At 61.6% G+C, this 20,054-nt stretch carries 10 protein-coding genes; 6 read left to right on the forward strand and 4 right to left on the reverse strand.

Going from position 1 to position 20,054, the window contains the following annotated elements; translation table 11 throughout:
* Positions 1 to 76: 76 nt before the first annotated feature.
* Positions 77 to 6,487: an amino acid adenylation domain-containing protein gene (locus ACTJK7_RS25625; RefSeq protein ID WP_440780851.1), complete on the reverse strand. Its 6,411-nt coding sequence runs from the start codon at positions 6,485 to 6,487 to the stop codon at positions 77 to 79.
* Between the two features lie 492 nt (positions 6,488 to 6,979).
* Between ACTJK7_RS25625 and ACTJK7_RS25630 the strand changes: the two genes are divergently transcribed.
* From ACTJK7_RS25630 to ACTJK7_RS25645, 4 genes are all read left to right on the forward strand, one after another.
* Positions 6,980 to 7,774, forward strand: a complete 795-nt coding sequence (locus tag ACTJK7_RS25630) for a helix-turn-helix transcriptional regulator (protein ID WP_440780850.1) — start codon at positions 6,980 to 6,982, stop codon at positions 7,772 to 7,774.
* Positions 7,775 to 7,832: 58 nt separating this feature from the next.
* Complete coding sequence (gene adeC / locus ACTJK7_RS25635) at positions 7,833 to 9,251, forward strand: AdeC/AdeK/OprM family multidrug efflux complex outer membrane factor (RefSeq protein WP_440780849.1); 1,419 nt, start codon at positions 7,833 to 7,835, stop codon at positions 9,249 to 9,251.
* A gap of 151 nt (positions 9,252 to 9,402) precedes the next feature.
* Positions 9,403 to 10,008: an SCO family protein gene (locus ACTJK7_RS25640; protein WP_440780848.1), complete on the forward strand. Its 606-nt coding sequence runs from the start codon at positions 9,403 to 9,405 to the stop codon at positions 10,006 to 10,008.
* A complete protein-coding gene (locus ACTJK7_RS25645) occupies positions 10,008 to 10,484 on the forward strand; it encodes a copper chaperone PCu(A)C (protein ID WP_085655746.1) in 477 nt (158 codons plus the stop codon). The genes ACTJK7_RS25640 and ACTJK7_RS25645 overlap by 1 nt, the downstream gene beginning before the upstream one ends.
* A 166-nt stretch (positions 10,485 to 10,650) precedes the next feature.
* On the opposite strand, the gene ACTJK7_RS25650 is transcribed toward ACTJK7_RS25645, so the two are convergent.
* A complete protein-coding gene (locus ACTJK7_RS25650) occupies positions 10,651 to 11,664 on the reverse strand; it encodes an ABC transporter substrate-binding protein (protein ID WP_108561264.1) in 1,014 nt (337 codons plus the stop codon).
* A gap of 438 nt (positions 11,665 to 12,102) precedes the next feature.
* Between ACTJK7_RS25650 and ACTJK7_RS25655 the strand changes: the two genes are divergently transcribed.
* Positions 12,103 to 14,313 (forward strand): LTA synthase family protein, encoded by a 2,211-nt coding sequence (locus tag ACTJK7_RS25655; RefSeq protein WP_108561261.1) that lies wholly within the window; start codon positions 12,103 to 12,105, stop codon positions 14,311 to 14,313.
* 96 nt (positions 14,314 to 14,409) lie between these two features.
* On the opposite strand, the gene ACTJK7_RS25660 is transcribed toward ACTJK7_RS25655, so the two are convergent.
* Positions 14,410 to 14,787, reverse strand: coding sequence for a hypothetical protein (locus tag ACTJK7_RS25660; RefSeq protein WP_108561258.1), 378 nt, complete (start codon positions 14,785 to 14,787; stop codon positions 14,410 to 14,412).
* Between the two features lie 275 nt (positions 14,788 to 15,062).
* On the opposite strand from ACTJK7_RS25660, the gene katG reads away from it, so the two are divergent.
* The gene (gene katG, locus ACTJK7_RS25665) at positions 15,063 to 17,330 is read left to right on the forward strand and encodes a catalase/peroxidase HPI (protein WP_440780846.1); all 2,268 of its coding nucleotides are present in this window, start codon (positions 15,063 to 15,065) and stop codon (positions 17,328 to 17,330) included.
* A gap of 62 nt (positions 17,331 to 17,392) precedes the next feature.
* Here the strand turns inward: katG and pepN are convergent, their stop codons facing one another.
* The gene (pepN, locus tag ACTJK7_RS25670) at positions 17,393 to 20,050 is read right to left on the reverse strand and encodes an aminopeptidase N (RefSeq protein WP_108561253.1); all 2,658 of its coding nucleotides are present in this window, start codon (positions 20,048 to 20,050) and stop codon (positions 17,393 to 17,395) included.
* Positions 20,051 to 20,054: the final 4 nt, after the last annotated feature.

Raw genomic sequence — 20,054 nt, forward strand, 5'->3', positions numbered from 1 at the left:
TTGGGTGTCTGACATGGGAAGCGGGGACAAGACCCGTGACCGACCAGTCATGGCGTCGATTNACGCCGGTGTCGGCTCAGAGCCGGCGTTTGCGGCTGAGCGTTGGTATGGTGGTTTGCGGGACTTCCAGCTGCTTTGCCTGGTCCGAGGTCTGCGCCGCCAGCGCGGCCAGGGTCGGCTGACTGAACAGCGTCCGCGCATCGACGTGCAGCCCGGCCTGACGCATGCGCGCCACCAGACTGACCGCCAGCAACGAATGCCCGCCCAGCTCAAAGAAGTGGTCGTTACGCCCGACCTGCTCCAGTTGCAGCACTTCGGCCCAGATCTGCGCCAGCCGGATTTCGACTTCGCCCTCGGGCGCCTCGTAGCGGCGACTGAGCACCGCCTCAGCCCCCGGTGCCGGCAAGGCTTTGCGGTCGACCTTGTCGTTGGGGGTCAGGGGCAACGCGTCGAGTTTCACGTAAGCGCCCGGCGCCATGTACTCCGGCAAACGCTCGAGCACATGGGCGCGCAAGGTTTCGATGCGCGGCACATCCAAGCCTTCACGCACGGTGAAATACGCCACCAGCCGCTCGTCCCGCACCAGCACCACCGCTTCACGCACTGCTGGATGGTCGATCAGTCGCGCCTCGATCTCCCCCGGTTCCAGACGCAGGCCGCGCAGCTTGATCTGGAAGTCGTTGCGCCCGAGGAATTCGAGGTTGCCGTCAGCCCGGTAACGCACCAGATCGCCGGTACGGTACAGGCGATCACCGGCCACGAACGGGCTGTCGATGAAGCGTTCGGCCTGCATGTCCGGCAAGCCCAGATACCCCCGCGCGACCCCGACCCCGCCGATGTGCAGGTGGCCGCTGACACCGAATGGCACCGGTTGATCGTGGGCATCCAGCACGTAGAGTCGGGTGTTGCTCAGGGCCTTGCCGATTGGCACCACGGCCTCCGGCACCGGTTGGTCCGGCTCCAGCGTCCAGCCGGTGCTGTCGACCGTGGTTTCGGTCGGGCCATAGACGTTATGCAGACGTACCCACGGCAGGCGCTCGCGGACGCGCCGGGCCAGTGCGGCGGTCAGCTCGCCGCCACCGTTGAGCACGTCGGTCAGACTGGTGCACTGGCTGACATCCTCCTGTTCGATGAACTGTTGCAGCAGCGCCGGCACGAACTTGACCACGGTGATCTGCCGTTCGCGTACCACCTGGGTCACATACGCCGAATCGCGGTTGCCGTCGGGACGCGCCAGCACCAGCCGCAGGCCGGAACACAGCGGCCAGAAAATCTCCCACACCGAACTGTCGAAGCTGAACGGCGCTTTCTGCAACAGCGCGCCGTGCTCGGTCGGCGGGCTGATCTGCGAGCCCCAGTGCACCATGTTGCAGGCGCTTCGATGCTCGATCATCACGCCCTTCGGCGTGCCGGTGGAGCCCGAGGTGTAGATCATGTAGGCCAGGTTTGAAGCGCTCAGACCCGGTATTTGCAGGTTTTCAGTCGATGCGCCCTGCCAGGTGCAGCGGTCGAAATCGATGACCGGCACACCCGGCTCGCCCAACAGATTGCAGGTGGTTTCGTGTACAAGCACCGCAACCGGCGTGCTGTCCTGCAACATGTAATGCAGGCGTTCCAGCGGATAGTCAGGGTCCAGCGGCACATACGCGCCGCCGGCCTTGAGAATGCCGAGCAAGCCGATCACCAGATCCAGGCTGCGTTCGACACAGATCGCCACTCGCGAATCGGGCTGCACGCCTTGCTCGCGTAGATGATGCGCCAGACGGTTGGCCTGTTCGTTCAGTTGCCGATAGGTCAGTTGTTGCTCGCCAGCCTGCAATGCGATGGCGTCCGGCCTGCGCTGGACTTGTTGCTCGAACAGCACCTGAAGCGGCTGATCGAGCGGGCAATCGACTTCGCTGGCATTGAACTCGACCAGCAGTTGCTCAAGCTCTGCTGCCGGCAGGATCGGCAAGCGATTCAGCGGCTGTTGCGGTGCCTGCTCAAGGGTATCGACCAGTGCCTGCAACGCGGTCTGCACGTAGTCGCCGATGCGCCGGGCACCGATGCTGATCAGGGTCCGCGTGGTGATCTGCAAGGCGTTGCCCAGATCATCGACGCTCAGGGTCATCGGGTAGTTGGTGCGCTCTTCGTTGTCCAGAGTCTGGATGCCTTGCCAGGCTGGGTCCGACGCCGATTCCTGCGCCTCAAGGTCGGTGTGCCGATAGTTGAGCAACGCACTGAACAGCGGTGCCGGTGACGCAACGCCGCTGCAACGCTGGGCCAGCGCCAGTGATGCATGTTCGTGCCCGAGCAAGTCGGTCAGTCGGGCGTGGGTGAGCAGCACCGCATCGCGCGCGCCCCGGTCCATGTCCACCCGCAATGGCAAAGTATTGATGAATACCCCGAGCGCCCGATCCGCGCCCTCGCCGCCTTGCATGCGACCCATCAACACGGTGCCGAACACCACGTGTTGCTGCCCCGAGGTCGCGGCAAGCACCTGCGCCCAGGCCAGGTGCATCAGGCTGGCCACGCTGACGCCGGCCTGTCGCGCCTGAACACGCAAACGTCGGTCCAGTTCAGGCGCAAGCGTGCGTACGGCTTCATCAATACCGCGCCCGTCACCCTGCACGTCCTGCAAACCGAACGGCAGCGTCGGCTCGTCGATGTCGGCAAGCATCTCGCGGAAGAACGCTTCATGTTCCTGCTCGCTGACACCGAGCCGGGTCTGCGCTACGTAATTGCGATACGGCACCGCTGGCGACAGCGGTTCATCAAGCCCCAGCAAGTTGGCGCGCATTTCATGGCGCAGGACTTCCAGCGCGATGTGATCCAGCGCCAGGTGATGGAACAACAGAATCGCCACGATCCGCCCGTGGGCCGGGTCGCGGGCATACATCAGCCGGATCAGCGGCGCCTGACTGACATCGATGCGATACCGCCGGGCATCGAAGCGCTCATGCAGTTGCGCAAGGACATCGCCCCCGACCGGATCCAGCGTGACTTCCTGCACCGGCAACTCGGCTTCGCGCCAGACCACCTGCAGCGGAGTGGTCAAACCTTCCCAGACCACCGCAGTGCGCAGAATATCGTGGCGCGCCATGACCTGACGCAGCGCCGCCGCATAGGCCTCGACCCGCTCGACGTTGTCGAACGCCAGTTGCGATTGCAGCAGGTATGGATCGCCCTGCGCGGCAGTGATGTGGTGATAAAGGATGCCTTCCTGCAACGGCGCCAGCGGATAAATATCCTGCACGTTGGCCGCCCCGCCCGGCACGGTGGCGATGATCCGGTCGAGGGTGACCTGATCCAGTTCTACCAACGGCAACAGGTCCGGGGTGATCTGCGTGCAACCTGGCGCAATACGGTTGGCCGGCACTTCGACCTCGCGGCCACTGCCCACCGATGCGGCCAGTGCCGCCAGGGTCGGCTGGCCAAACAGCACGCGCACATCGCTGCTCATGCCGAGCTGGCGCATTCGCTCGATCAGGTTGACCGCCAGCAGCGAGTGCCCACCCAGTTCGAAGAAGTGATCGTGACGCCCTACCCGCCCCACTTGCAGCACCTCGGCCCAGATCTGCGCCAGGAGGATTTCGATATCGCCTTGCGGGGCCTCGTACTCGCGGCGGATCAACGCCTCTGGCCCCGGCGCCGGCAACGCCTGGCGATCCAGTTTGCCGTTGGCCGTCAGGGGCAACGCCGTCAAGCGTACGTAAGCCGATGGCAGCATCGCGCTGGGCAGACGGGTCTTGAGGTGAGCATGCAGCTGCGTGATATCCAGCGGCTGGCGTTCGGTGAACCAGGCCAGCAACTGCCCGTCGCGTACCTGCACCACCGCATCGCGCACCGATTCATGGCTGCTCAACGCGGCTTCGATTTCACCGGGCTCGATGCGCACGCCACGGATTTTCACCTGATCGTCGTTGCGGCCCAGGTATTCGATAGTGCCGTCAGGGCGCCAGCGTGCGAGGTCGCCGGTGCGGTACATCCGCGCGTTGGGCTGGCGGCTGAAAGGATCGTCGAGAAAACGTTCGGCGGTCAGCTCAGGGCGGTTGAAGTAACCCCGCGCGACGCCGGCGCCACCAACGTACAACTCGCCGGGAACGCCAATCGGCACCGGGCGTTGTCGGTCATCCAGCAGATAGGCCGTGGTATTGCTCACGGGTTTGCCGATGTGCAGCGGCCGGCCCGGTTCGATTCGGCCCGAGGTGGCGACGACTGTGGCTTCGGTCGGGCCGTAGTTGTTGATCACCGCGAACGTCTGCTGGCGATTGAACTGGCGCAGGCGATCACCGCCGATCAGCAGCGTGCGCAGGGTCGGGTGTTCGAGGTGGCGGCTGAAGGCGTACTCGGCAATCGGGGTCGGCAGGAAACTCACGTCCAGCGGCTGCGCGCGCCACCAGTCGAGCAGCGCGTCGATGTCTTCGCCGCCGTCACGAGACGGCGCCAGGTGCAAAGTCGCCCCGGTACACAATGCCGGCCAGACCTCCCAGGCCATGGCGTCGAAACCGAAGCCGGCGAGGCTTGAAGTGTGGCGGCCAGCGCACAGGTCGAAGGCTGTGCAATGCCAGTCGACCAGATTCGATAACGTGTGATGTTCGACCATCACGCCTTTCGGCTGGCCGGTGGAGCCGGAGGTGTAGATCACGTAGGCCAGGTGCGCGGTGGTCAGCCCCGAGACGTCAGGGTTGAGATCGTTGATCGGCCAGCCGCGTGGATCGATTTCGATAAGCGGCACGTCCAGCACCGGCAAGCGTTCGCGCAGATCGCGCTGGGTCAGGATCACGACCGGAGCGCTGTCGCTCAACAAATAGCTCAGCCGTTCCGCAGGGTGGGCCGGATCGACCGGCACGTAAGCGGCGCCGGACTTGAGGATCGCCAGCAGCGCAACCAGTGTGTCCAGCCCTCGGCGGGCGATGAGTGCAACGCGGTCATCGGGTCGTACACCGAGCCCGATCAAGTGATGAGCGAGAGCGTTGGCCTGTCGGTTCAGCTCGGCATAGGTCAGCCGCTGTCCCTGGGATTCGGCCGCTACTGCATCCGGCCGCGTCGCCGCTTGCGCTTCGATGCGCTGGTGAATGGTCAGGTCTTGAGGATATTCCGCGCGTGTGTCATTCCATTGCTGCAGCAACGCCGTTTCGGCCGGCAGGCTCAGGTTGAAATCGCCCACTGCCAGCGCGGGTTCTTCAAGCCCCTGCTCCAGCACCCACAGCAAGCGCCCGCTCAGCGCCGCGATTTCATCGGCGTTAAAGTAGGCTTCGTTGTACACCATGTACAGACTGTCCTCGTCGTCGCCCCGGCTGCTGCGCAAGTGCACGGACAGCGGCGTACCCTCTTCGTGGTTCGACACTTTGACCACTCGCCCCTGTGCTTCGCCATAGCGATATTCATGGGCGTCGCGCTCATAGGACACGGTCACTTCGAACAGCTGCGAGCGATCCTCGCGCAGCAAGCCGAGGGCGCGGTTCATCTCGCTCAAGGGAAAACGCTGGTGGCGGAAGTCTTTTTTCAATTCGTCGTGAATCGCCTTGACCAGCGTCTTGAATGACAACTCGCGACCAAACCCCATGCGCACCGCGCTGACCTGGGTGAACAGCCCCAGGGTTGATTTGAACCGGGCGCCGGAGCGGTTGAGCAGCGGCACCCCCACCACCCATTCGTCACGCTGGGCGCTGCGGCTGAAATACACATGGATCGCTGCCAGCAGCACATGAAACGCCGAGGCGCCGTACTCCCGGGCCACCTGCTTCATGCGCTCGTGCAAGCGAGCCGGAAACACCTGCGAGAAAATCCGCGTCGGTGCGGCAGCGTCGGCAAAGCGTTCCTGATAACGCGGCAACAATAACGGCTCGGGCCGGTGCTGGTATTTGTCCAGCCAATACGTACGGTCGCGGGCGTAACGGGGGGACTGAAAATATCGCGCATCGTCATGGATGAAATCGACATAGGACGGCGCCGAATCGGGCGGCTGCTGTCCGAGCGCCAGCGCGTTGTAAATCTCGTCGAGGGATTTGAGCATCTCGCCGAACCCCCAGCCATCGACGATCAGGTGATGGGCCTGGAGTGAGAGCCAGTGACAGTCGTCATCGAGCCAGATCAGACAAAACCGGTACAACGGCCCGCCGTCCAGCAGGAACGGCTGCTCAATGCATTGCTGACTCAGCTGGCGCGCATCGGCGTGTGGATCAGGATGGCGGCGAAAATCGTGGACCTGCATCGGCACCGGCATGGCCGGGGCAAAACACTGCAACGGCAGCCCATGCTCACCGGCCCCCGGCAACAGAATCGTGCGCATGGCGTCATGCCTGGCCACGAGACCTTCAAGCGCCGCCTGCATCAGCGCCGGATCCAGCGGGCCGGTCAGTTCGACATAGCCACCGATGTTGTACATCGGCGAACTCCCCTGACGCAGTTGATCGAGCCAGATGTCGCGCTGGGCAGAGGTCAGCGGGAACGCCTCGGAAGTCGCGGACAGACCGTCCGCCGCATCGGCAGCAAATTGGTTCATAAGATCCATCTCACGTGATTTGGCGCGTATTCAAGCATCGGCCCTGAAATCCGCGTGACACGTGAAACCCGGACAACTCTCCTCACTTTGTACAGTTCTGCGAGGCAACAAGGCCGCAGAAGTCAGCGATTCCCCTAAAAGTTCGGAAAGAAATAGCTGAAAATCCTGTAGGACAATCGCCACACTTTGCTATCGGGTAGCGCCTCGCAAACTCGGAGCGCGGCGGGACGAGCCCCGGATTCCGGGGTTCGTACTAGACCGTACAGTCACGGACAACGTGAACTGACACACTCATCTGACAGAAACGTGACGCCATTTTTTCGGAGATGGTGGCATTTTGTGTCCCTGTTTTCCCCTACAGACGTAGGACAAATGCATAGGCTTAAATCCCGCTCCAGATCGATTTCATGGAGAAACGGTGGGGTGGGTGTTTCACGGGTGCATGCACGGCAGACGATTCGGCAATGGCTTTAAATCAAGGATGACAAGGATATGAATCTGACCGGCAGTCTTCGCAACATGGAAAATCCGCACTTCTACTGGCAGCTGGGGGAGTTGATTGCCAGCACCGGCAACGAGCGTTTTGCCTCGAACATGTTCCAACTGGTCGACAGCCTCGTTCCGGTCAACCGCGTCCATCTCAGTGAGTGGACCCTGGACGAACGGCAGTCCAGCGTGGTCGAGATCAAGGCGTTGGGCAGTGCGGGTTTGCCGGACACCTTTGCGCCCCCGGATCCGTTGCAGCACCCGGATGACCACCCGCTGTTGCAGCAGATGATCGAAATGAACGACTCGCTGTTGATTCAACTGAAAGCCTCGCTCCAGCATCGACACCCGCACCACAGTGTCCACCAATGCAACCTGGTATCGCGCGCGTCCAACCGCCGATGCGTCATCTCGTTCTACCGCCCCCGCACGCATCGGGTGTTTTCCCTGCCGGAACTGTCGTTCCTCAAGCGCCTGTCCGACACCCTGCTGCCCTTGATCGAACGCCACGCGCACATCAGTCGCCAAGTCACCGCCCGCCAACTCCGCGCGCCACAAGCCGATCAACCCCAGACGCCTTTGCAACAGGTGTTCGACGAGCGTCTGGCGCTAGGCGACATCACCTTGTCGGTGCGTGAGAAAGAGGTCTGTCTGGGTCTGCTGACCGGCGGCACCGTGCCGCAGATGGCGGAAAAATTGCGGGTCAAGAACAGCTCGATCGAGACCTACCTCAAGCGTGCGGCCGCCAAGCTTGGGGTCAGCGGGCGACACGGTCTGGCGAAATGGATGGCCGGGGCCTGATCCGGCGTTTCTCATTTCGGGCGCCCGGCGTCCGCTCTTTCATGAACGAGGCTGTTTGATGTCCAGGTTGTCGATTTCCCTGCTGTGCGCGGCGCTGCTACTGGGCGGCTGTACGTTGATTCCCGATTACCAGCGACCGGCATCGCCGAGCGCTGCGCAGTATCCGCAAGGTCCGGCGTATGCAGCGCAATCCCCGGCCACTCTGCGCCTCGATGACTGGCGCGCGCTGTTCAATGACCCGGCGTTGCAGCAATTGATTGAAAGCGCGCTGGTCAACAATCGCGATCTGCGGGTAGCTGCCCTGAATGTCGAGGCGTTTCAGGCGCAATACCGCATCCAGCGCGCCGACCTGCTGCCGGCGGTGTCGGCCAACGCCAACGAGCTGCGTCAGCGGCTGCCGTCCAGCGTGACTCGCACCCAAGCGGCAATCACCTCGACCTACTCGGTGAATCTGGGCATCAGCGCCTATGAACTGGACTTTTTCGGCCGGGTGCGCAGCCTCAGCGAGCAGGCGCTGCTGACCTGGCTGTCCACCGAAGAGGCGCGGCGCAGTGCGCAATTGAGTCTGGTGGCCAATGTCGCTAATGCCTACCTGACCTGGCGCGCCGATCAGGAGTTGTTGGCGCTGGCTCAGGAAACGTTGGCCGCCGACGAGCGCAGCCTGCACCTGACCACTCGCAACCGCGAGGCCGGCAAGTCCTCGGCGCTGGATCAGATTCAGGCGCAGACCAGTGTCGACAGCACCCGCGCGAGCCTGGCCCGTTATCAGCGCCAGGTCGCCCAGGACTTGAACAGCCTGACGTTGCTGGTGGGCGCGCCGGTGCCCGAGCACCTGCCGGCGCGTCCGCTGGACAGTGATCTGGTGGCAACCGTGCCGGCCGGGTTGCCGTCGGATCTGCTGCAACGCCGGCCGGACATTCTCCAGGCCGAATACAAGCTGCGCGCCGCCAATGCCAACATCGGCGCGGCGCGGGCGGCTTTTTTTCCGAGTGTCAGCCTGACCGCCAATGCCGGGACATCCAGCCGCGATCTGTCCGGGCTGTTCAAGGGCGGCTCCGGGGCCTGGACGTTCCAGCCGCAGATCAACCTGCCGATTTTCAACGCCGGCAGCCTGCGGGCCAGCCTGGATTACGCGAAGCTACAGAAGGACATCACCGTCGCCGAGTACGAAAAGACCATTCAGACGGCATTCCAGGAAGTGTCCGACGGCCTCGCAGCGCGCCAGACCTACGAACAACAGCTCCAGGCCCAACGCGATCTGGTGCAGGCAACCCAGGATTATTACGACATGGCACAACACCGCTATCGCAGCGGCGTCGACAGCAGCCTGACGTTCCTTGATGCCCAGCGTTCGCTGTTCAGTTCCCAGCAAGGACTGATTACCGATCGGTTGGCGCAGCTGGTGGCGCAAGTGAATCTGTACACCGCGCTGGGCGGCGGCTGGAGCCCGGTCGAGCCACTTCCGCCAACACCTTGAGTCATTTTTTCTTACACCTTTTGTCGCCCGTTCCGACATTGACGGGTGATCAAAAACCGACCTGCCGGATCATTTTGGTATCATGCGCCGCTTTTACGGTTAACCCGCCCGCCTGTCCTGCCGACCGGCGGGCTCCAAAGGGCGGTATGAAATGACGGCTTTGTTGACTCGCCGCAAGGTGCTTGCGGGAATGGGCGTGCTCGGTCTCGGCCTGCTCGCCGGCTGCGACACCCGCGGCGAACTGTCGTACAAGTATGGCAAGGATCTGAGCGACAAGATCCTCGGACGCACCTTCAAGCTCAAAGACACCGAAGGCAACACCGTGACGCTGTCGAGCTTTCGCGGCCTGATGCCGATGATCTTCTTCGGTTTCACCCAGTGCCCGGCGATCTGCCCGACGACGCTGGCCCGCGCCGCGAAAATCAAGAAGCTGATGGGCAAGGACGGCGACATCCTGCAAGTGGTGTTCATCACCCTCGACCCGGAACGCGACACGCCGGAAATCCTCGACTCCTACGTCAAGACCTTCGATCCAAGCTTCGTCGCGCTGTACGGCACTCTCGAAGAAACCAAGGCCACGGCCAAGGAATTCGACGTGTTCTACGAAAAAGTCCCGGCCGGCGACACCTATACCCTTTCCCACACCGCCACCAGTTATGTCTACGACACCCGGGGCACGTTGCGTGTGGGCCTGTCTCAATCGCTTTCTGCACAAGAGTGCACGGAAGATTTGCTTACCGTCATGGAGGTCTGCTGATGAACCCTTTTCTGAACCACATCAAACGTGCCGCACTGGGCCTGTCCCTGCTGGGACTGGCTTTCCAGGTATCGGCGCAGACCAAAGTCGACGACGCCTGGGTGCGTGCGACGGTGCCGAACCAGTCGGCCAGCGGCGCGTTCATGACCGTCACCGCCGACAGCGACAGCAAGCTGCTCAGCGTTGCTTCGCCGGCGGCCAAGGACGTGCAGATTCATGAGATGACCATGAAGAACGACGTGATGAGCATGGGCCCGGTGAAATCGGTCGACCTGCCGGCGGGCAAAGCCATCAACTTCGATCCGAATGGCTACCATGTGATGCTGATGGGCCTGACCGCTCAGTTGAAGGAAGGCGACAGCGTGCCGCTGACCCTGACCGTGGAAAACGCCAAGGGCGAAAAAGAAACCGTTGAAGTGAAAGCACCAGTCAAGGCGCTGACCATGGAAGGCCACGATCACAGCAAGATGCATTGATCGCCTGATCGAGCCGGCCTGCCCGCGCAATGCGGCAGGCCGTCGCTGTTTCAAACCAGCGTCACCTCGGCCTCGATGTTATTGCGCGTCGCTTTCGAGTACGGGCATACCTGATGCGCGCTCATCCGGCAAGAGGACGGGCGGATGGTTCAGCAATCACGGCAGCTCAACTCCCCGCCCCGCCATGCGCCTCTTCAAAGAAATAATCCTTCCAGCTGTCCGCCTTGTTCTTCAGCACGCCCAGCTCCTGCAATTTCTCTGCATAGATAAAGGTGCGTTGCGGCACCACGGTGAAATCGATTTCCGGATCGGTGACGATTTTCTCAACCAGCGCCAGCGGCAGTTTCGACTGTTCAACCCGAATGTAGGCTTGAGCCGCCGCAGGTTTATCGGCCTTGATGATCTTCTCGGCCTCGACCAAGGCGTCATAGAAGGCCTTGTAGGTTTTCGGGTTTTCGTCGTGGAATTTTTCCGTGGTGTAGAGCACGTTAAACGTGGCCTGACCGCCGAGCACATCGTAGGAACTCAACACTTTATGCACGTTGGGATTCTGCAACGCCTGATACTGAAACGGCGGGCTGGAGAAGTGCGCGTTGATTTCCGAGCCGCCGGCGATCAGTGCAGCCGTGGCATCCGGGTGCGGCAGGCTGACGGAGATGTCGTCGAATTTCTTGTAGTGGTCATTGCCGAATTCCTTGGCCGTTTCGATCTGCAGCGTGCGTGACTGGAAGCCCACGCCCGCCGCCGGCACGGCGATGCGATCCTTGTCGCTGAAGTCCTTGAGGGTTTTCACGTTCGGATTATTGGTCAGCAGGTAGTTGGGCATCGAGCCCAGTGAAGCGATGGCCTTGACGTTCTGCTTGCCCTTGGTGCGATCCCATACGGTGAGCATCGGCGGCACGCCCGCCGAGACCACGTCCAGCGATCCGGTGAGCAATGCTTCGTTCATCGCGGTGGCGCCGGAAATGCTGTTCCAGTCGACCTTGATGTCCAGACCCTGAGCCTTGCCGTGTTTCTCGATCAATTGCTGATCGCGCACCACATCCAGAATCAGATAACCGATGCCGAATTGCTGGGCGATGCTGATCTTGCCTTCGGCTTGCGCAGTGTTGCCGAGCAGTGCGCCGGCCAGCGAGGCCGCCAGCAGCGTCAGTGCAGAACGTTTGAACGGTAGGGTCATGACAACCTCGCAGTGATTTACAGGGAAATTTGTGAGGCGGGACTCTATCGCTATAAAAAACGAAATTTAAATACCGTTATCGCATATTGATATCACCTGAACGTCTGCCTTGCAGAAACGCTTGCAAGTCCGCGTCCTGGCCATCGGACACCGCTGCAACCCGTTGCTCGCCGACGCCTCTACGCTGACCGCTTCGGGGGAACAATGTCACACGCAGGTGAATGCCGCTTAAACAGCCTGAAACAATAAAACCGCCGCCGCAATCAGGCCGGAAAACCGCCATGACGGTCGCCAATCAAGGCCCCAGCTCATCCGGGTGGCTAACAGCGCCCTCCGGAACCAGATCACCCAGCCGTTTAAAAAGGCGATCAGACAGCCCACCCTTGGTATCATCGCCCACACTTTTATGACGGTTTAATGGCTGGAAGGTCTTTTTTTGTGAGCGCTCTTTTTCAACGGCTGCGGCGCCTGGATGCCCGCCTTCTTTCTCTGGTTTTGATGGTACTGATCGTGCCGGTGTGCCTTCGCGCGGCGCTCGGCTGGTCGAGCCTGTTCGGTTACCTCTCGGACTTGGCCATCGGCAGTCTGCTGTTGGTTTTGTTGCATCGTCGTCCCTGGTGGCTGGCGCTGCCGGTGCTGCTGTTCTGGGGATTGCTGGCGGTGGCGACCGCTGAACTGGTCAGCGCAGTCGGTCGCCTGCCGACCGTGGCAGACCTGCATTACCTGATCGACCCGCAGTTCGTGGAAAACTCCACCGGCGGCGGCTTCGCCCATCCCGGCGTGGCGGTTGCGCTGCTGGTGGCCTTGGCCCTGTGGCTGCTCAGTCATTGGACTCGACGTGCAACACCGGTTCGCGCTCTGCCCCGCACAGCCTGGGCGACGCCGGTGCTGCTGTTCTGCGCGTACTGGGGCGCGCAGCACCTGAACCCGAGCGATGCCGACCCATGGCGTCTGTACAACCTGCCGCACCAACTGCTCGCCGCGCAGGTCGCCGACGTGCAGATGCAGACCGAAGAATGGCTGGACGGCGACACTCAGGTTGCTCCCCCACCGATGGCCGGCCTCACCGATGTCGATCTGAACGGTCACCCGCTGCTGGCGGCCAAGGGCCAGGCGCGCAATGTGCTGATCGTCGCGCTCGAAGGCATTCCCGGCGCCTACATCGGCGCCAATCGCCAGGCCATCGGCAGCCATTATCAGGAAGACCTGATGCCCAACCTCAGCCGCTGGGCCGAGCGCGGCATGAACACCCCGGATTACGTGCTGCACACCCACCAGACCATTCGCGGTCTGTACGCCATGCTCTGCGGCGATTACGACAAGCTCGACAACGGCACGCCCAAAGGCGTGGAAATGCTGACCCAGCACGAGCGCAATCAGGCCTGTCTGCCGGCTCAGTTGCGTCAGCACGGTTTTGCCACTCACTACCTGCAAGGCGCAGGGCTGCGGTTCATGGCCAAAGACAAGATCATGCCGCACATCGGGTTCGATGCGACCCATGGCCTGGAGTGGTTCACCAACGCCAACTACCTGGAATTCCCGTGGGGCAAGGATGACAAGGCGTTCTTCGAAGGCGCGCTGAAATACGTCGGCGACCTGAAAAAGCAGAAACAGCCGTGGATGCTCACGCTGCTGACCGTCGGCACCCACCAGCCCTACTCCGCGCCGGAGGAATACCTGCAACGCTACGACACACCCAAGCAAGCCGCCGTCGGTTATCTGGACGATGCACTGGAACAGTTTCTCAGCGGCCTCGAACGCCAGGGCGTGCTGAAAGACACGCTGGTGGTCATCACCTCGGACGAGTCCCACGGCATCGACGGCGTACGCCTCGCGTCGTCCTGGGGCTTCAACCTGACCCTCGCGCCGGAGCAGGCGCAACTGCCGCGCCTTAACGCCGGGGTCTACGGTCACGTCGACCTGAGCGCGTCGATTCTGGATTACTTCGACTTTCCGGTGCCTTCCGCCCTCAGCGGTCGCTCGCTGTTTCGCGATTACGATTCGGGCCGCGAAATCATGTCGTTCACCAACGGCAAGCTGCGTTATCACGACGGTCGCGGCCTCCTGACCGAATGCGACATGCCACGCCGTTGCCGCAATTACGCCAGTGAAGGATTCATCGCCGAAAGCGCCACGTTCAAGGGCAACGCCAGCGGCCAGAATGCCCGGGACATCGCCGCCCGCGCCTCCGCCCTGGACCTGTCGCTGCTGCGCACCCCGCTCAACCAGCGCTATCAGTTCGGCAGCGCCAACGTCATCCCGCTGCAAGCGCAGATCAAGGACGACTGGGCCGACAACCTGATCGGCGCGCAATACCTGGAAATGCCCAAGGGCTCCCACACCCGCGTGCGCCTGACCGTGCGTTCGGTGGATCCGCAGCAGGCGGCGTACATTCAGCTCAAGGCCAAGGAGTTCGAGCAGGACGTGCAACTGGGCCTGCCGACCGAGATGGTCGCAACGGCGGATCAGCCGCTGGAAATGGACTTCAGCTTCGACAACCCGCAACCGCGCAAGGCGTTTTCGTTCCACTTGTTGGGGTATGGGCTGGGCGCGGTGGAAGTCAGTGACTTCAGCGTGATCACCGAACTGCCGGGGCAGGAAGATATGCTGGATGAAACGCCGGCTGACGAGACGGCGCAATCCAGTTGATCGCCGTGGACAATGCAGGAGCGACCCGAAGGCTGCTCCTGGATGGTAAAGCGCACCGGCCGCCGCATTGTCTGCCTGAATCGGCTTCTTATTGGGTTAAACCAGGTTAGTGATATTAAAATCCCCGGTCACCGTCCCTTCATCATCCTGCAAAACGAGATTGACTGTACCATTTACGCTTTCGTGAACTTGGTCAAAAGTTACGATCACATGCCCGGATTTGATAGGAAAAATTTGATTGCCGATTTGGACGGTCCACGCGACCGGTGCGTTTTTGTCAAACATCACTTTATGTGGCCCTCCCGCTAATAGTTCAACAAAAACAACTATGAAATTATTGTTATTGTCATAACCTTGAATGATGTCCCCATTGTTTGTCTCGTGAAATTTAACCAAGGTGCTGGTAAGAAACTTCACGCCATTGAGAGAGGCCTCGAAAGTACCTTTGCTGGGTCTATTTACATTTTGGCTCATACAAACTTCCTTCTTTAAGGATGGAGGGACTTTTACATGTTTCACAACTCAAACCTATACTTGACGACTGCACGCCCCAACTGTCATTTACGACAGTTTTTTATCACTATTCGAAGTAAGCACCACGATCATCATTACTCATCGTTGTTTGTGAGAGAGCAGGTCTATCAGATCCCAATACTTCGCCTATTAGCTGACTCGCCGAGTCGGGTCTAGCCTTACTAGTCCGAAGTCGGCACGGGCCGGCCGCAGAAGACCTGATAAGGATCCCGAACATGGCAAATGAATCGAAATGCCCGTTCAATCACGCCGCCGGCGGTGGCACGACGAACCGCGATTGGTGGCCGAATCAACTGAACCTGAAAATCCTGAGTCAGCACTCGCCCGCATCCGATCCGATGGGCAAGGACTTCGACTACGCCAAGGCTTTCAAAAACCTGGATTTCCAGGCCCTCAAACGCGATCTGACGGCGCTGATGACCGACTCCCAGGAGTGGTGGCCAGCGGACTTCGGCCACTACGGCCCACTCTTCATCCGCATGGCCTGGCACAGCGCCGGCACCTATCGCACCGCTGACGGCCGGGGTGGCGCCGGCTCCGGCCAGCAACGTTTCGCCCCGCTCAACAGCTGGCCGGACAACGTCAGCCTCGACAAGGCCCGTCGCCTGCTGTGGCCGATCAAACAGAAATACGGCCGCAACATTTCCTGGGCCGACCTGATCGTTCTCACCGGCAACGTCGCGCTGGAATCCATGGGCTTCAAGACCTTCGGTTTCTCCGGTGGCCGCGCGGACGTCTGGGAACCGGACGAAGACGTGTACTGGGGCTCGGAAAACAAATGGCTGGGCGGCGACAACCGTTACGGCAAGGATCCGGAATCCATGCAGCCGCCGGGCGAAGGCACACTGGTAGCCGAGCCCGCCGAACACGGCAATGAGGAAAGCCGCACCAACCAGGGCGAACGCAACCTCGAGAACCCGCTCGCCGCCGTGCAGATGGGCCTGATCTACGTGAACCCGGAAGGCCCGGAAGGCAATCCCGACCCGGTGGCCTCGGCCAAGGACATCCGCGAAACCTTCGGCCGCATGGCCATGAACGACGAGGAAACCGTCGCCCTGATCGCCGGTGGTCACGCCTTCGGCAAGACTCACGGCGCAGGCCCGGCCGATAACGTCGGCCCGGAACCGGAAGCCGCCGGCCTCGAAGAACAAGGCCTGGGCTGGAAAAACAGCTTCGGCACCGGCAAAGGCGCCGACACCATCACCAGCGGCCTGGAAGTGACCTGGACCACCACCCCGACCAAGTGGAGCAACAACTACCTGGAAAACCTGTTCGGCTTCGAGTGGGAACTGACCAAGAGCCCCGCCGGCGCCCATCAGTGGAAACCGAAAAACGGCGCCGGCGCTGGCACCATTCCTCACGCCCATGACCCGAACAAACGCATCGACCCGACCATGCTCACCTCCGACCTGGCCCTGCGTTTCGACCCGGCCTACGAGAAGATTTCGCGGCGCTTCCTGGCCAATCCCGATCAACTGGCCGACGCCTTCGCCCGCGCCTGGTACAAGCTGATCCACCGCGACATGGGCCCGCTGTCGCGCTACCTCGGCCCGGAATTGCCCCAGGAAGAACTGCTGTGGCAAGACCCGATTCCCGAGGCCACGCATCCACTGGTGGACGACAGCGATATCAGGGCGCTGAAAGGCAAGGTACTGGCGTCGGGGCTGTCCGTTTCGGAACTGGTCTCCACCGCTTGGGCGGCCGCATCGACCTTCCGGGGCTCGGACAAACGCGGCGGCGCCAATGGCGGGCGCCTGCGTCTGGCACCGCAGAAATTCTGGCAGGCCAACCAGCCGGAGCAACTGGACAAGGTATTGAAAGTCCTCGAAGGCATTCAGAACGAGTTCAACGCCGGGGCGGCAGGCAAGCAAGTCTCGCTGGCGGACCTGATCGTGCTGGCCGGTAATGCCGGGGTCGAACAAGCGGCGCAAAACGCCGGGCACACGGTGACCGTGCCGTTCAACCCGGGGCGCACCGATGCGACTCAGGAGCAAACCGACGTCGAATCGTTCGGCTTCCTTGAACCGCACACCGACGGCTTCCGCAACTACGCGGCCAGCACTTATCGCGTGCCGGCCGAAGCGTTGCTGATCGACAAGGCGCAACTGCTGACGCTTTCGGCGCCGGAAATGACCGTGTTGATCGGCGGCCTGCGCGTGCTGGACACCAACGTCGGCAAGACCCAGCACGGCGTGTTCACCGACAGACCCAGCACCTTGACCAACGACTTCTTTCGCAATCTGCTGGACATGGGTGTGGAATGGAAACCAACGTCCAAAACCGAGTTCGAAGGCCGCGACCGTAAAACCGGCAGCGTGAAGTGGACGGCGACCCGGGTCGATCTGGTGTTCGGTTCCAACTCGGTGCTGCGGGCGCTGGCCGAGGTATACGCCAGTTCCGATGCGAAGGAACAGTTCGTCACGGACTTCGTTGCAGCCTGGGCGAAGGTGATGGATCTGGATCGGTTTGATCTGCGCAAATAGTTTTCACCCACCCACAAAAACGCCGCTCATCGAGCGGCGTTTTTTATTGCCCTGAAAAGACTTCAGGCAAGGCTTTTGCTGACCACTTCATACACATCGCTGGACAGCTGCCCCGAAGCCAGAATCCGCTCCAGCTCCGCCTTCATCAGCGCCTGACGAGCGCTGTCGTACTTGCGCCAGCGGGTCAGCGGCGCCAATTGGCGAGAGGCGATCTGCGGGTTGAAGCCGTTCAGTTCGATCACCAGATCCGCGAGAAAGCGATAGCCCGAGCCATCCGCCGCGTGGAAGTTGATCAGGTTCTGTCCGGCGAAGGCACCGACCAGCGCACGCACCTTGTTCGGGTTCTTGATGTTGAACGCCGGGTGCTGCATCAGTGCCTTCACGCGCTCCAGACCGCCCGGCAAGGTGCTGCCGGCCTGCACGCTGAACCACTGATCCATGACCAGCGGATTGTCCTTGAAGTGCTCGGCGAAACTGGCCAGGGCTTTGGCTTTCTGCTCGTCGAACGGCGAGTTGACCAGCACCGCCAGCGCGGTCAGGCGCTCGGTCATGTTGTCGCAGCTGTCGAACTGTTCCAAGGTTGCCGCCAGGACTTGCGGCTTGCCGCTGAGCATCAGGTACGACAGCGCGATGTTCTGCAACGCGCGACGGGCGAAATGCTCGGCCTCGGCCACATACGGGGTTTGCTTCGACAGGTCGCGGTTGGCTTGATAACGCAGCCACAGTGCCTCGAACAGGTTGTCCGACAGTTGCTGACGGGCGAATTCGCGGGCGGTGTGGATCGCGTCCACGTCGGCGATTTCACTGATTTCGGTCAGGTACGCTTCGCTTGGCAGCGAGAGCATTTCCGCGACCATCGCCTGATCCAGCGTTTCGTCCGACAGCACCGTGCGCAAAGCGGAAACCAGACGTGGGTCGAGCACCAGGCTTTCGCCCTTTTGCTGCTGGCCGATCAACTCTTGCAGCACCTGCACCGACAGTTGCTGACCGGCATCCCAGCGGTTGAAACCGTCGGTGTCGTGTTGCATCAGGAACATCAACTGATCGCGGTTATACGGGAAGCTCAGTTTCACCGGCGCCGAGAAGCCACGCAGCAAGGACGGCAGCGGTTGTTCGGCGATGTCGACGAAGGTGAAGGTCTGCTCGGCTTCGGTCACCGAAATCACCCGGGTGGTGCCTTGAGCCGAGTCTTCGCCGGCCAGACGCAGGGCAATCTCGTTGCCCTGGCGGTCGAGCAGGCCCAGTTCCACCGGAATCACGAACGGCAGCTTTTCAACCTTGTCCGGGGTTTCCGGGCAGCTCTGGCGGAAGGTCAGGCTGTAGGTTTTCGCAGCGGCGTCGTAAGACTCGCTCACCGCCAGACGCGGTGTGCCCGCCTGGCTGTACCAGCGCTTGAACTGGGTCAGGTCGACGCCGTTGGCATCTTCCATGGCCTTGATGAAGTCATCGCAGGTCACGGCCTGACCGTCGTGGCGTTCGAAGTACAGGTCGCTGCCCTTGCGGAAGCCTTCGGCGCCCAGCAGGGTGTGGATCATGCCGACCACTTCCGAGCCCTTTTCGTACACGGTCAGGGTGTAGAAGTTGGAAATCTCGATGAAACTGTCCGGGCGCACGGCGTGGGCCATGGGACCTGCGTCTTCGGCGAACTGGTGGGTACGCAGGTACGCCACGTCCTGAATGCGCTTGACCGTGGCCGAATTCATGTCAGAGGAGAAACCGGCATCGCGGAACACCGTGAAGCCTTCCTTGAGCGACAGCTGGAACCAGTCGCGGCAGGTCACGCGGTTGCCCGACCAGTTGTGGAAGTATTCGTGGGCGACGATCGCTTCGACCCGCTGGTGCGCGGCGTCGGTGGCGGTTTCGGCGCGGGCCAGTACGGCGCTGGAGTTGAAGATGTTGAGGCCCTTGTTCTCCATGGCGCCCATGTTGAAGTCGTTCACGGCAACGATCATGAAGATGTCCAGATCGTACTCGCGACCGTAGACCTCTTCGTCCCAGCGCATCGACTTCTTCAGGCTGTTCATGGCGTGCTGGCACTTGTCGATGTTTTCCGGCTCGACATAAATGCGCAGCGCCACATTGCGGTTGGTCATGGTGGTGAAGGAGTCTTCAACGCACCACAAGTCACCGGCCACCAGCGCAAACAGGTACGCCGGTTTCATGAACGGGTCTTCCCAGGTCGCCCAGTGCCGGCCATCTTCGCCGGGGCCGCTGGCGATCGGGTTGCCGTTGGACAGCAACACCGGATAGCTGTGTTGCTCGGCCACTACGGTGGTGGTGAACTTGCTCATCACGTCCGGGCGGTCGAGGTAATAGGTGATCTTGCGGAAGCCCTCGGCCTCGCACTGGGTGCAGAACATCGTGCCGGACTTGTACAGGCCTTCCAGTGCGGTGTTGGTTTCCGGATGGATCCTGACGCTGGTGTCGACCGTGAAGGTTTCGCTGGCCGGTTGCAGGGTCAGGTGGTTCTCGGTCAGCTGGTAATCGTCGGCGCTCAGTTCCTGGTCGGCCAGGGTCACCGAGAGCAGTTCCAGCTGCTGACCATCGAGCACCAGCGGCGGCAGGCCCGGGCCACGGGCCGGGTTGCGGCGCATCACCAGTTGCGCGTGGACCAGACTGTGGTCCTCGAACAACTCGAAGGTCAGGTGTGTTTCATCGATCAGGTACTCGGGCGCCTGATAGTCCTTCAGGTAAATCATCTTCGGTTGTTCGGTGCGCATGCTG

Source organism: Pseudomonas sp. 22085, assembly GCF_052045815.1.
GTDB lineage: Bacteria > Pseudomonadota > Gammaproteobacteria > Pseudomonadales > Pseudomonadaceae > Aquipseudomonas > Aquipseudomonas glycinae.

Bases quoted from the DNA above. Each gene is read 5' to 3' on its own strand.
- ACTJK7_RS25650 (WP_108561264.1), bottom strand. From the start codon at position 11,664: ATGACCCTACCGTTCAAACGTTCTGCACTGACGCTGCTGGCGGCCTCG.
- ACTJK7_RS25640 (WP_440780848.1), top strand. From the start codon at position 9,403: ATGACGGCTTTGTTGACTCGCCGCAAGGTGCTTGCGGGAATGGGCGTG.
- ACTJK7_RS25625 (WP_440780851.1), bottom strand. From the start codon at position 6,487: ATGAACCAATTTGCTGCCGATGCGGCGGACGGTCTGTCCGCGACTTCC.
- ACTJK7_RS25645 (WP_085655746.1), top strand. From the start codon at position 10,008: ATGAACCCTTTTCTGAACCACATCAAACGTGCCGCACTGGGCCTGTCC.
- ACTJK7_RS25630 (WP_440780850.1), top strand. From the start codon at position 6,980: ATGAATCTGACCGGCAGTCTTCGCAACATGGAAAATCCGCACTTCTAC.
- pepN (WP_108561253.1), bottom strand. From the start codon at position 20,050: ATGCGCACCGAACAACCGAAGATGATTTACCTGAAGGACTATCAGGCG.
- adeC (WP_440780849.1), top strand. From the start codon at position 7,833: ATGTCCAGGTTGTCGATTTCCCTGCTGTGCGCGGCGCTGCTACTGGGC.
- ACTJK7_RS25660 (WP_108561258.1), bottom strand. From the start codon at position 14,787: ATGAGCCAAAATGTAAATAGACCCAGCAAAGGTACTTTCGAGGCCTCT.
- katG (WP_440780846.1), top strand. From the start codon at position 15,063: ATGGCAAATGAATCGAAATGCCCGTTCAATCACGCCGCCGGCGGTGGC.